The 14,270-nt window shown below is 74.2% G+C and carries 13 protein-coding genes; 8 read left to right on the forward strand and 5 right to left on the reverse strand.

Annotated features, from left to right (window positions below):
• Positions 1-79 precede the first annotated feature (79 nt).
• Entirely contained in the window at positions 80-1,420 is a 1,341-nt protein-coding gene (locus tag ACZ4MF_RS07170; protein ID WP_467490568.1) for a PH domain-containing protein, read from the reverse strand.
• Complete coding sequence (locus ACZ4MF_RS07175; RefSeq protein WP_467490570.1) at positions 1,417-1,947, reverse strand: PH domain-containing protein; 531 nt, start codon at positions 1,945-1,947, stop codon at positions 1,417-1,419. The genes ACZ4MF_RS07170 and ACZ4MF_RS07175 overlap by 4 nt, the downstream gene beginning before the upstream one ends.
• A gap of 31 nt (positions 1,948-1,978) precedes the next feature.
• Here ACZ4MF_RS07175 and ACZ4MF_RS07180 point away from each other — a divergent pair, with 31 nt between their 5' ends.
• Positions 1,979-3,130: an NADH-quinone oxidoreductase subunit D gene (locus ACZ4MF_RS07180; protein ID WP_467490572.1), complete on the forward strand. Its 1,152-nt coding sequence runs from the start codon at positions 1,979-1,981 to the stop codon at positions 3,128-3,130.
• Positions 3,131-3,139: 9 nt separating this feature from the next.
• Here ACZ4MF_RS07180 and ACZ4MF_RS07185 read toward each other — a convergent pair whose 3' ends face one another.
• Positions 3,140-4,501 (reverse strand): SAM-dependent methyltransferase, encoded by a 1,362-nt coding sequence (locus tag ACZ4MF_RS07185; RefSeq protein WP_467490574.1) that lies wholly within the window; start codon positions 4,499-4,501, stop codon positions 3,140-3,142.
• A 118-nt stretch (positions 4,502-4,619) separates the two neighbouring features.
• Here ACZ4MF_RS07185 and ACZ4MF_RS07190 point away from each other — a divergent pair, with 118 nt between their 5' ends.
• On the forward strand, positions 4,620-5,825 hold the full coding sequence (locus ACZ4MF_RS07190) for a sensor histidine kinase (RefSeq protein WP_467490576.1): 1,206 nt from the start codon (positions 4,620-4,622) through the stop codon (positions 5,823-5,825).
• Between the two features lie 69 nt (positions 5,826-5,894).
• The gene (locus ACZ4MF_RS07195; protein ID WP_467490578.1) at positions 5,895-6,566 is read left to right on the forward strand and encodes a response regulator; all 672 of its coding nucleotides are present in this window, start codon (positions 5,895-5,897) and stop codon (positions 6,564-6,566) included.
• Between the two features lie 177 nt (positions 6,567-6,743).
• Here the strand turns inward: ACZ4MF_RS07195 and ACZ4MF_RS07200 are convergent, their stop codons facing one another.
• Positions 6,744-7,847: a DUF5937 family protein gene (locus ACZ4MF_RS07200; RefSeq protein WP_467490580.1), complete on the reverse strand. Its 1,104-nt coding sequence runs from the start codon at positions 7,845-7,847 to the stop codon at positions 6,744-6,746.
• A gap of 170 nt (positions 7,848-8,017) precedes the next feature.
• Between ACZ4MF_RS07200 and ACZ4MF_RS07205 the strand changes: the two genes are divergently transcribed.
• Positions 8,018-8,245 carry a hypothetical protein gene (locus ACZ4MF_RS07205; protein WP_467490582.1) on the forward strand — a complete coding sequence of 76 codons (228 nt, stop codon included), beginning with the start codon at positions 8,018-8,020 and terminating at the stop codon, positions 8,243-8,245.
• Here ACZ4MF_RS07205 and ACZ4MF_RS07210 read toward each other — a convergent pair whose 3' ends face one another.
• Positions 8,246-9,403: a threonine aldolase family protein gene (locus ACZ4MF_RS07210; protein ID WP_467490584.1), complete on the reverse strand. Its 1,158-nt coding sequence runs from the start codon at positions 9,401-9,403 to the stop codon at positions 8,246-8,248.
• A 196-nt stretch (positions 9,404-9,599) separates the two neighbouring features.
• Here ACZ4MF_RS07210 and ACZ4MF_RS07215 point away from each other — a divergent pair, with 196 nt between their 5' ends.
• From ACZ4MF_RS07215 to nadC, 4 genes are read left to right on the forward strand one after another with little or no spacing between them, the layout of a single operon-like run.
• Positions 9,600-10,535: a Rossmann-like and DUF2520 domain-containing protein gene (locus ACZ4MF_RS07215; protein WP_467490586.1), complete on the forward strand. Its 936-nt coding sequence runs from the start codon at positions 9,600-9,602 to the stop codon at positions 10,533-10,535.
• A complete protein-coding gene (panC, locus tag ACZ4MF_RS07220; RefSeq protein ID WP_467490587.1) occupies positions 10,535-11,536 on the forward strand; it encodes a pantoate--beta-alanine ligase in 1,002 nt (333 codons plus the stop codon). The genes ACZ4MF_RS07215 and panC overlap by 1 nt, the downstream gene beginning before the upstream one ends.
• Positions 11,533-13,254: an L-aspartate oxidase gene (locus ACZ4MF_RS07225; protein WP_467490589.1), complete on the forward strand. Its 1,722-nt coding sequence runs from the start codon at positions 11,533-11,535 to the stop codon at positions 13,252-13,254. The genes panC and ACZ4MF_RS07225 overlap by 4 nt, the downstream gene beginning before the upstream one ends.
• Positions 13,255-13,291: 37 nt before the next feature.
• Positions 13,292-14,269, forward strand: coding sequence for a carboxylating nicotinate-nucleotide diphosphorylase (nadC, locus tag ACZ4MF_RS07230; RefSeq protein WP_467490591.1), 978 nt, complete (start codon positions 13,292-13,294; stop codon positions 14,267-14,269).
• The last annotated feature ends 1 nt before the right edge of the window (position 14,270 follow it).

Below are 14,270 nucleotides of genomic sequence, written 5' to 3' on the forward strand. Positions count from 1 at the left end.
CTCCGCAGTCCCGCGAGGCACACGGCCCGGCTTCCCCGAGGGGAGCCGGGCCGTACGTCGTTCCTGCGCTCCCCAGCGCTCACCCGGCGGTCATCCAGCGGTCCGGGCGGGCGTCCCGGCGTCCGGTGCGGGACCGCTCGGCCTGCTCGCGCAGGAGCCGTACGGCCTCCTCGGCGTCCCGCTGCCCGGCGGTGACGGTCTTTCCGGCCCCGGTGTCCACGTGGACGTCGGCGAGCCGCCACACGCGCTGCCAGGGCCCCTGGGTGAGCCGTACGCTCTGCACCTTGGCGTGCGGGACCAGCGAGAGGCTGCGGCGCAGCAGGCCGTGCCGGGTGGCGAACACCGTGCCGGTGACCGCGAGGCGACGGCCGCGCCACCACACCGGTACGCACCACCGGGCCCGCCCCGGTGCGCGGGACAGTTCCCGAGGCACCGTCACGCCCGGCAGCACGCGCGCGATGACGGACTCGGCGACCGCGCGCGGGGCGACCGGTATCAGCACCGAGTTGGCGGACCCGGCCACGTCCAGCTCCACCCGCACCCAGCCGAGCCGCCGCCACAGCAGGGGCTCCACGATCCGCACGGTCTGCACCCGGCCGGGCGGCACCGTCTCGTGCGTGCGGTCGAGCAGCCCGTGGTCGATGCGCAGCCCGTCCGGGGACTCGGCCACCTTCCAGTCGAACTCGGCGGCGAACCGTCCCGCGCTGTGCGCGCCGGCCCCGCCGAGCAGCGGCAGGGCGGTGCCGAGGACGGTCCACAGGCTGTGGGTGGTGAGCCACAGCACGGTCGGCACGAGGAGCGCGGCGCACAGCGAGCCCCAGGTGGCGGCCGTCAGCACCAGGGAGAGCGCGAGCGCGCGCGGGGGCACGTGCAGCAACTCGTGCGCCGGTGCCTCCCCGACTTCATGCGCCGTCTCGGGTGCGAAACCCGCCGCGCGCGCGAGCAGTTCCGCGCGCAGGGCGCGCGCCTCCTGCTCGCCGAGGAAGGCCAGCTCGTCCTTCTTGTCGGCGCCCACGACGTCGATCCGCAGCTTCGCGACGCCCGCCACGCGCGCGAGGAGGGGACGCGAGACGTCCACGGCCTGGATGCGCTCCAGCCGGATGTGCGCGGTGCGCCGGAACAACAGGCCGGTGCGGATGCGCAGTTCGGAGCCGGTGACCGCGAAGTGCGTGAACCACCAGGACAGGAAGCCGTACAGACCGGCCACCGGCACCAGGACCGCGAGGCCCAGCAGGAGCATGGTGTCGGTCAGCCGCGCCAGCTGCTCCTGCGCGCTGTTCGGGTCGTGCGCCGCCCAGCCGACGAGTACGGCGACCGGCGCCCACGCCCGCCGGAAGGGCGTGACCGGGTGCAGCCGGCGCTCGGTCACGGGTACGCGCTCCTCGGCGTCCGTGCCGTCGGCGTGGTCCTGGCTGCTCACAGGCCCGCCGATCGTGCCTCGCCCAGCTCGGTGAGCCGGTCCCGCAGCCGTTCCGCCTCGGCCGGGTCCAGGCCGGGGATGGTCGCGTCGGTCGCGGCGGCCGCCGTGTGCAGCTGCACGGTGGCCAGCCCGAAACGGCGCTCCACCGGCCCGGAGGTGACCTCCACCAGCTGCATCCGCCCGTACGGCACCACCGTCTGCTCGCGCCACAGCACGCCGCGGCTGATCAGCAGGTCGTCCGCGCGCTCGGCATACCGCCACGAGCGCCAGTTGCGCCCCAGCAGCCGCCAGCACCACGCGGCGCCCGCGACGGGCAGCAGCGCGAACGCCGCCCACGCGGGACCCGCGAACAGGCCCGGCAGCAGACCCGCGGCGAGCGCGAGCAGCGCCGTCCACACCGCGAGCAGCAGCCGGCGCATCCGCAGCAGGCCGGGCGGCAGTCCCCGCCACACCGGCTCGTCCCCGGGCATCCCTGGTATCCCCGCTGTCCCCGCTGTCCCCGCCTCGTGCGGGCTCCCCGTTTCCATGGGGCCAGCGTACGTAGGGGAAACTGGGGCCATGACTCCTACGACCCAGACCACCGTCGGGATCGGCGGCGCCGCGGAGAGCACGGACATGGTGCTCAACATCGGGCCCCAGCACCCGTCCACGCACGGTGTGCTGCGGCTCAAGCTGGTGCTGGACGGGGAGCGCATCGTGCGCGCGGAGCCCGTGATCGGGTACATGCACCGCGGCGCCGAGAAGCTCTTCGAGGCGCGCGACTACCGGCAGATCATCGTGCTCGCCAACCGCCACGACTGGCTGTCGGCGTTCTCGAACGAGCTGGGCGTGGTCATCGCCGTGGAGCGGATGCTCGGCATGGAGGTGCCCGAGCGGGCGGTGTGGACGCGCACGCTGCTCGCCGAGCTGAACCGGGTGCTCAACCACCTGATGTTCCTCGGCTCCTATCCGCTGGAGCTGGGCGGCATCACCCCGGTGTTCTACGCGTTCCGCGAGCGCGAGGTGCTCCAGAACGTGATGGAGGAGGTCTCCGGCGGGCGCATGCACTACATGTTCAACCGCGTCGGCGGCCTCAAGGAGGACCTGCCGGCCGGCTGGAGCGCACGCGCGCGTGCCGCCGTCGCCGCCGTGCGCTCGCGCATGGACGTCTTCGACGACCTGGTGCTCGGCAACGAGATCTTCCGGGGGCGCACGCGCGGGGTCGGCGCGCTGACGCCGGAAGCGGTGCACGCCTACGGCGTCAGCGGACCCATCGCGCGAGCCTCGGGCGTCGACTTCGACCTGCGCCGCGACGAGCCGTACCTGGCGTACGGCGACCTCCAGGACACCCTGAAGGTCGCGACCCGGAGCGAGGGGGACTGCCTCGCCCGCTTCGAGGTGCTTCTGGAGCAGACCCACAACGCGCTCGACCTCGCCGACGCCTGCCTGGACCGGCTCGCCGGGCTGCCGCCGGGCCCGATCAACCAGCGGCTGCCGAAGGTCCTGAAGGCGCCCGAGGGACACACGTACGCGTGGACCGAGAACCCGCTCGGCATCAACGGCTACTACCTGGTCAGCAAGGGCGAGAAGACGCCGTACCGGCTCAAGCTGCGCTCGGCGTCGTTCAACAACATCCAGGTGCTGACCGAACTGCTGCCGGGGACGCTGGTGGCGGACATGGTGGCGATCCTGGGGTCGATGTTCTTCGTGGTCGGCGACATCGACAAGTAGGCCGGGCGGCTAGCGGGCGGCCGGGGGCTTCGCCTCCAGCGGGTCCGGGACGCCGACCGGCTGGACCAGCCAGCCGAAGTCGCCGAGGCCGCCCGGCGCGGTGAGTTCGCCGGCCTCTCCAGCGCTCGCGAGGGCGCGTACGTAGGCGGCGGGGTCTGTGGAGGCCAGCGCGAGCGGGGGGCGCGCGCCGGTGATGTCCAGGGCGTGCAGGGCGGCGCGCTGCGTGAGCAGGCGCGCGGGCGACAGTGTGCGCGCCGAGTCGTGGGGCTCCCGCGCCGCGTCATGGGGTGTGCGCGCCGTGTTCTGGGGCGCGGAGGGCGCGGGAGGGGTGTTCAGGGGCGCGCTGGCGGTCTTCTGGGATGTATGCGCCCTCTCGGGGGGCGTGCGCGCCTCGCTGGAGGGCATGCGCGACCAATCGGGAGACGTGCGCGCGGGAGACGTAGGCGGCGAATCGGGGGATGTGCGCGGTTTGCCCTGGGGTGACTGCCCCGTACTCCCGGAATCCGGGGCGCCGGCCGCCGCGCACGCGTCCAGTGCCACGTGCGCGGTGATGTCGCACGATCCGTCCGGCACGGGCGCCGTCTCGCGTCCCTCCCGGAAGCCGGTGAGCGTCCCGAACGGGGGGCGCGTGTCGAGGGTGTGCGCGTAGTCCACCGCCACGGCGAGTCCCCGCACCAGCCGGCCGACCGCCGACGCCCACGCCAGGTCCCGGGGCAGCCCGATCTCCGCGCGCAGCCCCTCCTCGGCGGGCAGCGGCCACCAGCGGGCGAGCCAGTCCGCGTCCGCGCCCGTCACGGGCTCCCCGAGCCGCTCGGTGCCGTCCTCGGCGACGAGCACCAGCCGGGGCACCCCCGCGGAGTCGACCTCGGCGACGTCGGCGGGCACGTTGTCCAGCCACTCGTTGGCGAACAGCAGCCCGGTGACCGCCGCCGGGGGCTCGGGCAGCCAGGTGATGCGCGGGTCCAGGCCGGGCGGGCGGTCGGCGCGTTCCACGGCGTATCCACGCGCGCGTGCGGCCACGTCGGCCGGCAGGGCGGCGAGCACGCCGGCGACCAGCTCGCCCCGGCCCGCTCCCATGTCGACGAAGTCCAGCGCGTCGGGCCGCCCCAGGACCTCGTCCACCCGGCACAGCAGCCGGGCCACGGCCCGCGCGAACAGCGGGGAGGCGTGCACGGACGTGCGGAAGTGGCCGGCCGGTCCCTCCGGGCGCCGGTAGAAGCCGCCGGGCCCGTACAGCGCCGCCTCGGCCGCCACACGCCAGCCGCGCCAGCCGCGCCAGCCGCGCCCGCCGTGCTCGTCCGGTCGGCCGCCACCGCCGTCACCGTGGCCGCCGGAAGCCCATTCCGCTTCCCGCGCCGTTTCATCCGTCACCGGAACAGACTAGGCGCACAGATGATCACTTCCTCCACCTTGCGGAGTACGCGCACCGGGTGTGGATCGGCCCTCCGGTTGACCCCTGCACGCATCCCGTTTCCCTACTCTGGGTTACGTGCAGAGCCTCTACGACTTCCTCCGCCGCCACCCGACCTGGGTCGACACCTTCTGGGCCGTCGTCCTGTTCGGGCTGTCCGGCGTGAGCGTGGTCAATCTGCACAGATCGGGAGGGCACCACGGGTCGATCGCCGCGGGCCTGGCCGTGTCCGTCGTCCTGTGCACGGTCGTCGCACTGCGCCGCCGTTTCCCGGAGGCGATGCTGCTGGTCGCGTGCGCGACCGGACTGGCCCAGCTGGTCCTGGACGTCGAGACGACCGTCGCCGACTTCGCGATGCTGGTGATCACGTTCACGGTCGCGGCGACCGGCGCGCGCTGGGCCTCGCGGGTCGCGCTCTGCGTCAGCCTCGTCGCGGCGACCGTCGCGCAGATGCGCTGGCCGACCGCGCACTCCGGCTTCGTCGGGCACATCGCCGTCGCGGTCTTCCAGACGGTGCCCTTCGCGCTCGCCTGGGTGCTCGGTGACTCCATGCGCACGCGGCGCGCCTACTTCGCCCAGCTGGAGGAGCGCGCCGCCCGCCTGGAGAAGGAGCGCGAGGCCCAGGCGAAGGTCGCGGTCGCCGCCGAGCGCGCCCGGATCGCGCGCGAGCTGCACGACGTCGTCGCACACAACGTGTCGGTGATGGTGGTGCAGGCCGACGGCGCCGCCTACGTCCTCGACGCCGCCCCCGACCAGGCCAGGAAGGCCCTGGAGACGATCTCCTCCACGGGCCGGCAGGCCCTCGCCGAGATGCGCCGCCTGCTGGGCGTGCTGCGCACCGGTGAGCACCAGGAGGGCGGGGAGTACGTCCCGCAGCCCGATGTCGACCAGATCGACGACCTCGTCGAGCAGTGCCGCACCTCCGGGCTGCCGGTCGACTTCAAGGTCGAGGGCACCCCGCGTCCGCTGCCGAGCGGCGTGGAGCTGACCGCGTACCGGATCGTGCAGGAGGCGCTGACCAACACCCGCAAGCACGGCGGGCCCAACGCGGGCGCGAGCGTGCGGCTGGTGTACTTCGACGACGGCCTCGGCCTGCTGGTCGAGGACGACGGCAAGGGCGCCCCGCACGAGCTGTACGAGGAGGGCGGCGCCGACGGCCAGGGGCACGGGCTGATCGGCATGCGCGAGCGCGTCGGCATGGTCGGCGGCACGCTGGACGCGGGCCCGCGCCCGGGCGGAGGATTCCGCATCAGCGTCCTGCTCCCGCTCAAACCGGCGCACTGATGTCTTCGCGCGCTCCCGACTGACACCCGTAAGCCGCCCCCTGAAAGCCGATTTCTGAAAAGAGGCCCGATGACGATCCGCGTGATGCTCGTCGACGACCAGGTGCTGCTGCGCACCGGGTTCCGGATGGTGCTCGCCGCCCAGCCGGACATGGAGGTCGTCGCGGAGGCGGGCGACGGCGTCGAGGCCCTCCAGGTACTGCGCACCACCCCGGTCGACGTCGTCCTGATGGACGTCCGCATGCCGAAGCTGGACGGTGTGGAGACCACCCGGCGGATCTGCGCGGAGCCGGACGCGCCGAAGGTGCTGATCCTGACCACGTTCGACCTGGACGAGTACGCGTTCTCCGGACTGAAGGCGGGCGCCTCCGGGTTCATGCTCAAGGACGTGCCGCCCGGTGAGCTGCTGGCCGCCATCCGGTCCGTGCACAGCGGTGACGCGGTCGTGGCGCCCTCCACCACCCGGCGGCTGCTGGACCGCTTCGCGCCGATGCTGCCCTCCGGCGGCAAGGAGCCGCGGCACAAGGAGCTGGAGCGGCTCACCGACCGGGAGCGGGAGGTGATGGTGCTCGTCGCGCAGGGCTTGTCCAACGGGGAGATCGCGGCCCGGCTGGTGCTCAGCGAGGCCACGGTCAAGACCCACGTGGGCCGCATCCTGACCAAGCTCGGCTTGCGCGACCGGGTGCAGGTGGTCGTGCTGGCGTACGAGACCGGGCTGGTCCGCGCGGGCGGGCACGGCTGACCCGAGCTCAACCGGAGGCGTGCGGGCGCCCGACGGGGGCGGGGGCGTCGCACGGTCGGCCGGCGCCGGTGTGCCGGCCTCGACGGGTCTGCGGGCACCGACCGGGCGGGACCGGTGCCCGCCGTGGGGTGACACGGGGCTCCGGTGGGGTGGACTGTCGGCCCCCGCGGGGAGGCGTCAGCGCAGGACGCCCTCGATGAAGTCGCTGCCCAGCCGGGCCACCGCGGACAGGTCCAGCTGGTGCTGAACGTACCGGCCGCGGCGGCAGTCCGTGATCAGGCCCGCCCTCTTCAGCACCGCGAGGTGCCGGGATATCTCGGGGGCCGACATGCCGTGCGCGTCGGCCAGTTCGCCCGTGGTGTGCGGGGCGCGCGCGAGATGCCGGCACAGCCGCATCCGCACCGGGTGGGCCAGCGCCTCCAGGCGGCGCGTGAGCTGTTCGACGGACGGGGCCTGCGGACGCGTGCCGCTCGCGGGGTAGGTGATCGACGGCTGCCAGCCGAAGCGGTGCAGCACCATGACGTGCGGCCAGCCGAGGCTGGTCGGCACCAGGACCAGGCCGCCCTCGCCCGTGGCGGTGCGGCCCACCGAGAGCTTGTCGACCGTGATCAGCCCGGCCTCCTCGTCCAGCGAGACGGCCTCGGACAGCGACGTGACGGCTTCGCCGAGGCCCCTGTGGCGCAGCAGTTCGGTCCGGTGCCGGGCGTCGGCGGCGAGCTGGGGCTGGATGCGGGCCCAGGTGTCGGCGAAGAAGGCCTCGTCGCAGTCGAGCATCAGCTGTCGGAACCACGCCCGGACGAGCGGCGGGTCCTCCAGCAGCCGGCGCGTGAACTGCTCCTGTACGGCCCCGCGCGCGGCGGCCAGCTCCAGGGCGCGGCGGCGCAGCTCCGGGTCGTCCAGCAGGGCCGGCTCCTGGACGTCGTAGCGCAGCCGACAGGTGAACTCCAGGGCGGCGTCGACGAACTGCTGGTCCGTCAGCTTGTCCAGGAGGTCCAGGTCCTCGGCGAGGGTGGCGCCGGGCACCGTGCGCCGGCCGGGGATGCCGCCGAAGGGGGCGAAGACGTCCGAGAACGTCGTACGCCACAGGAAGTCGGCCTCGCAGAGCCGGTCGGCGAGGCGGGGGTCCAGCCGGGACGAGACGGCGGTCGCCCAGCCCTGGAGATCGGGGTGGTGGCCGGGCTCGCTGAGCGCGTGCAGCGCCATCCCCAGCTCCGCCAGCGGGGAGGGCACGACCCGGACCCGCTCGGGCGGCAGTCCGGTGATGTCGATCGTCACGCTCATGCACCCATCGTGCACCGGCCCACTGACAGTGCCCCCGTGGATTGACGGCGGTCGTCAATCCACGGGACATCCGCACCGGGCTCGACCAGGCTGAAGGCACCGGGGCAGCCGCGGAGCCCGATCACCCACAGAACAGCCACGTCCCGAACATCCTGTAGAGGCGATCCGCCATGAGCGTCACCCAGCAGTACCTCCTCGACATCCACCGGGCGCGCACGCTCGGCGAGCCCGAGCCGCCCGCGCCGGGCCGCCACGACCTTCAGACCGTGCGCGAACTGCGCGCGTACCGGCGCTTCAGCGCGGTCGTCGCCGAGCGCCCGGCACGCGGGCGCGTGCGATACGCCCTGCGCCGCCGGCTGGGCCCGCGCGCCCTGTCATCACAGTCCCGCGGGCGCTGATCACGGCGCGGGCAGGCGCGTCACGAACTCGGCTACGGCCGCCCGCACGTCGTCCGCCGTCCACTCCAGGCCCTGCGCGCCGACCGTGACCTCGGTGAACGCCAGGTCCGGCCCGCCGTGGTCCCAGGCTCGCGCGAACAGCAGGACCGAGGTCTCCTCCGCCTGCCGCACCGCCGCCTCGGCCGGCACGTCGGGGGCGTACGGCAGCCAGACCCGGAACTCGTGGGTGTGCGGCACCGCGGGGTGCACGCGGGCCCCCGGCACGCCGGCCTCGGCGAACCCCTCGCGCAGCGCCGCGGCCACCACGCGCGCGTGCCGCACGTAGCCGGGCAGCCGGGGCAGTTCCGTGTCGAGTCCGGCGAGGGCCGACAGCACGGTCGGGAACTGCTGGAAGATCATGCCGCCGTACCGGTGCCGCCAGGCCTTCGCCTCCTCGATCAGCGTTTTCGGGCCGGCCAGGGCGGCCCCGCCGAAGCCGCCGAGGGACTTGTAGAACGAGAGGTAGACGGTGTCGGCGAGCGCGGCGATCTCCTCCAGGGGGCGCCCGAAGTGCTCCGTGCACTCCCACAGGCGCGCGCCGTCGAAGTGCACCACCGCATCGCGCTCCCGCGCGGCCTCGACGATCTCGGTCAGCTCCTCCCAGGCGGGCAGGACGTAACCGGCGTCCCTGAGGGGCAGTTCCAGCATCAGCGCGCCGAAGGGCTCGTCGAAGTCGCGTATCTCGGCGGCCGTGGGCAGCCGGGGCTCGCTGGTCACCCGCACCGGGCGCAAGCCGCTGACCTGGCTGAACGCGTTCCGTTCATGCACCTCGGGATGGGCGAGGCCGTGCAGGGCGACGGTGGGGTCTCCGGTGCGGGCGGCCCAGCAGCGCAGGGCCACCTGCTGGGCCATCGTGCCGGTCGGGAAGAACGCGGCGGCCTCCGTGCCGAGCAGCGCGGCGATCCTGTCCTCCAGGGTGCCCACGATCCGGTCGCCGTACATGTCGACCCGCTCGTCGAGGTCGTGGACCTCGGGTGCCGTCCGGGCCAGCCAGTCCAGGCGCTCCCGGATCGTGCCCTCGAACGGGGCGCGCCACAGCACGCGCCGCGCCTGTTTGGACGCGGCCACCCGCCGCTCGTACCGTGCCCGCCTCTGATCCTGCTCAGCCGTATCGGTCATAGCGGCGATCATGCCGTGCCCCGCACCCGCCCGGTACCGGGATTTGCGCGCCGCGAAGCCCTCGCGGCGGCGTGGCGAAACCCACAGCCTGTGGACGACCGGCCGCTGCCGGACCGGATAGCGTTAACATGACGAGAAATCGTCCGGTACATCGTCCGGTACCCAGAGCGGACTGGAACGGGAAGGCCGCCGTCGCGTGAGTACAGTCCACCAGCCAGACCTCAAGGACCGCCCCGCGCGGCTCACCGTCGGCGTCGTCGGCGCCGGCCGCGTGGGCCCCGCGCTGGCCGCCTGCCTCAAGCTCGCCGGGCACCGACCGGTGGCCGTCTCCGGAGTCTCCGACGCCTCCCGCAGGCGCGCCGAGACCATGCTCCCGGGCGTGCCGCTGGTGCCGCCCGCCGAGGTCCTCCAGCGCGCCGACCTGGTGCTGCTGACCGTCCCCGACGACGCCCTGCCCGGCCTGGTCGCCGGCCTCGCCGAGACCGGTTCCGTACGGCCGGGCCAGCTGCTCGTGCACACCTCCGGCCGCTACGGCGCCGGGGTCCTCGACCCCGCCCTGCACGCGGGCGCGCTGCCGCTGGCGCTGCACCCGGCGATGACGTTCACCGGCACCCCGGTGGACGTCCAGCGCCTCGCCGGCTGCTCCTTCGGCGTCACCGCGCCCGAGGAGCTGCGGCTGGCCGCGGAGGCTCTGGTCATCGAGATGGGCGGCGAGCCCGAGTGGATCAGCGAGGAGAACCGCCCGCTCTACCACGCGGCCCTCGCCCTCGGCGCCAACCACCTGGTCACCCTCGTCGCTCAGTCCATGGAGCTGCTGCGCACGGCCGGTGTGACGGCGCCCGACCGGATGCTCGGCCCGCTGCTCGGCGCCGCCCTGGACAACGCGCTGCGCTCCGGCGACCTGGCGCTCACCGGGCCTGTCGCGCGCGGGGACGCCGGCACGGTCGCGGCGCACGTCACCGAGTTGCGCAAGCACGCCCCGCAGACCGTCGCGGGCTACCTCGCGATGGCCCGCGCCACCGCGGACCGGGCCCTCGCCCACGGCCTGCTGAAGCCGGAACTCGCCGAGGATCTGCTCGGTGTGCTGGCCGACGGATCCATCGGCACCAACGGCACCAAGGGGAACGCCTGATGACCACCGTCCTGCTGAGCACCGCCGAAGAGCTGCACGCACGCGTGCGCCGCGGCCGACGTGCCGTCGTGATGACGATGGGCGCCCTGCACGAGGGCCACGCGACCCTGATCCGCAGCGCGCGGGAGCTGGCGGGCCGCGACGGCGAGGTCGTCGTCACCGTCTTCGTCAACCCTCTCCAGTTCGGCGCGGGCGAGGACCTCGACCGCTACCCGCGCACCCTCGACGCCGACCTGAAGATCGCCGAACAGGCGGGCGCGGACGCGGTGTTCGCGCCCTCCGTGGACGAGGTCTACCCCGGCGGCAACCCCCAGGTACGCATCACCGCCGGCCCGATGGGCGAGCGTCTGGAGGGTGCCTCGCGGCCGGGCCACTTCGACGGCATGCTCACCGTCGTCGCCAAGCTGCTGCACCTCACCCGCCCCGACGCGGCCCTGTTCGGGCAGAAGGACGCCCAGCAGCTGGCCCTGATCCGGCGCATGGTGCGGGACCTGAACTTCGGCGTCGAGGTCGTCGCCGTACCCACGGTGCGCGAGGCGGACGGGCTCGCCCTGTCCAGCCGTAACCGCTACCTCTCGCCCGACGAGCGCGCTACCGCGCTCGCGCTGTCCCGCGCGCTGTTCGCCGGCCGCGACCGGCACGCCGCGCAGGAGGCGCTGCGCGCGCGTGCCCGCGAAGTGCCCTCCACGCACGCGCGTGCCGAGGCGCTCAGCGCCATAGGGGAGTCCCGCGCGGCGGCCGACGCGCACGCCGTCGCCACCGCCGTGCCCGGCGGTCCGGCCGCGGTCCGCGCGGCGGCCCGCCAGGTCCTGGACGAGGCCGCGCGCTTCGTCCCGCCGCTCCGGCTGGACTACCTCGCCCTGGTCGACCCCGCCGACTTCACCGAGATCGGCGACGACTTCACCGGCGAGGCCGTCCTCGCCGTCGCCGCCCGGGTCGGCACGACCCGGCTGATCGACAACCTCCCCCTCACCTTCGGAACCTTCGGAGCCGCCTCGTGACCAGCACAGGCACCAACCCGGCCACCAGCACGGGCATACGTCTGCACGCGCCCGCCCCCGGGTGGAGCATCTCCGCGGACGTGGTCGTCGTCGGATCCGGCGTGGCCGGGCTGACCGCGGCCCTGCGCTGCGAGGCCGCCGGGCTCACGACGGTCGTCGTCACCAAGGCCCGCCTGGACGACGGCTCCACGCGCTGGGCGCAGGGCGGCATCGCCGCCGCCCTCGGCGAGGGCGACACACCCGAGCAGCACCTCGACGACACCCTGGTGGCCGGCGCGGGCCTGTGTGACGAGGACGCCGTCCGGATCCTCGTCACCGAGGGCCCCGGCGCCGTACGCCGGCTGATCGACACCGGAGCCCACTTCGACGAGTCCTCCGAGGGCGGACTGGCCCTCACGCGCGAGGGCGGCCACCACCGGCGCCGTATCGCGCACGCGGGCGGCGACGCGACCGGCGCCGAGGTCTCCCGGGCCCTGGTGGAGGCGGTACGCGCGCGGGGGCTGCGCACGATCGAGAACGCCCTGGTGCTGGACCTGCTGACCGACGCCGAGGGCCGTACGGCCGGTGTCACGCTGCACGTGATGGGCGAGGGACAGCACGACGGCGTGGGCGCCGTGCACGCCCCCGCGGTGGTCCTCGCGACCGGCGGCATGGGCCAGGTGTTCTCCGCGACCACCAACCCGTCCGTGTCCACCGGCGACGGCGTGGCGCTGGCGCTGCGCGCGGGCGCCGAGGTCTCCGACCTGGAGTTCGTGCAGTTCCACCCGACCGTGCTGTTCCTCGGCGCGGACGCGGAGGGGCAGCAGCCGCTCGTCTCGGAGGCCGTGCGCGGCGAGGGCGCCCACCTGGTCGACGGCGACGGCGTGCGCTTCATGGTGGGCCAGCACGAACTGGCCGAGCTGGCGCCCCGGGACATCGTCGCCAAGGGCATCCTGCGGCGGATGCTGGAGCAGGGCGCCGAGCACATGTACCTCGACGCCCGGCACTTCGGTGCCGACATGTGGGAGCACCGCTTCCCGACCATCCTGGCCGCCTGCCGCGCCAACGGGATCGACCCGCTCACCGAGCCCATCCCGATCGCCCCGGCCGCGCACTACGCCTCCGGGGGTGTGCGCACCGACGCGCGGGGCCGGACGACGGTGCCGGGCCTGTACGCGTGCGGCGAGGTCGCCTGCACCGGCGTGCACGGCGCGAACCGGCTCGCGTCCAACTCCCTGCTCGAAGGCCTCGTCTACGCCGAGGGCATCGCCGCCGACATCGCCGCCGCGCGGGCGGAGAACGGCCTCCACGCGCGCGTGCCCGCACCGGTCCCGTACCCCGAGACGCCCGCCCACCCGCTGCTCGCCCCCGAGACCCGCTTCGTCATCCAGCGGATCATGACCGAGGGCGCGGGCGTGCTGCGCTCGGGGGAGTCCCTCGCCCGGGCCGCCGAACAGCTCCAGGGGCTGCACACGCAGGCCCGCGACGCGCTCCAGGAGCACGGCAAGACCGCCGAGCCCGGTGTCGACACCTGGGAGGCCACCAACCTCCTGTGCGTCGCCCGCGCCCTGGTCGCCGCCGCCCGGTTGCGCGAGGAGACCCGCGGCTGCCACTGGCGCGAGGACCGCGCCGAGCGCGACGACACCAACTGGCGGCGCCACATCGTCGTACGGCTGAGCCCGGACCGATCCCTGGCCGTAGGCACCACCGACACCGCAGACTTCCCCCCTACCCGGTAACACCCGCGAACCCAGCGCCCCAGGAGCAGTGACAGACGTGAGCACCGACGACCTTCCCCTCGCCTCCGCCGGCGGCTGCGGCGACGACTGCGCCTGCGGCGCCGAGGGCGACCACGAATACCTGGAGTGCGGGCTCGACCCCGCGCTCGCCGAGCTGCTGGCCGCCGCCGGGCTCGACCCCATCGAGGTCGAGGACGTCGCCAACGTCGCCATCCAGGAGGACCTGGACGGCGGCGTGGACGTGACGACCGTCGCGACCATCCCCGAGGAGTCCACCGCCACCGGCGACTTCACCGCGCGCGAGGCGGGCGTCGTGGCGGGCCTCCGGGTCGCCGAGGCGGTGCTGTCCGTGGTCTGCACCGACGAGTTCGAGGTCGAGCGGCACGTCGACGACGGCGACCGGGTCGAGGCCGGGCAGAAGCTGCTGTCGGTCACCTCGCGCACGCGAGACCTGCTCACCGCCGAGCGCAGCGCGTTGAACATCCTGTGCCGCCTGTCCGGCATCGCGACCGCCACGCGCGCGTGGGCGGACGCGCTGGAGGGCACCAAGACCAAGGTCCGCGACACCCGCAAGACCACCCCCGGCCTGCGTGCGCTGGAGAAGTTCGCGGTCCGCTGCGGCGGGGGCGTCAACCATCGCATGTCGCTGTCCGACGCGGCCCTGGTGAAGGACAACCACGTGGTCGCCGCCGGCGGCGTCGCACAGGCCTTCAAGGCCGTACGGGAGGCCTTCCCGGACGTGCCGATCGAGGTCGAGGTCGACACGTTGCACCAGCTGCGCGAGGTGGTCGAGGCGGGCGCCGACCTGATCCTCCTGGACAACTTCACGCCCGGCGAGTGCGCGGAGGCCGTCGGCATCGTCGGCGGCCGGGCCCTGCTGGAGGCCTCCGGGCGGCTGACGCTCGGCACCGCGCGCGCGTACGCCGACACCGGTGTGGACTTCCTGGCGGTCGGCGCGCTCACCCACTCCTCGCCGATCCTCGACATCGGCCTGGACCTGCGCGAGGCGGAGTAAC

The sequence above is a fragment of the Streptomyces sp. NPDC025793 genome (genome assembly GCF_055558375.1).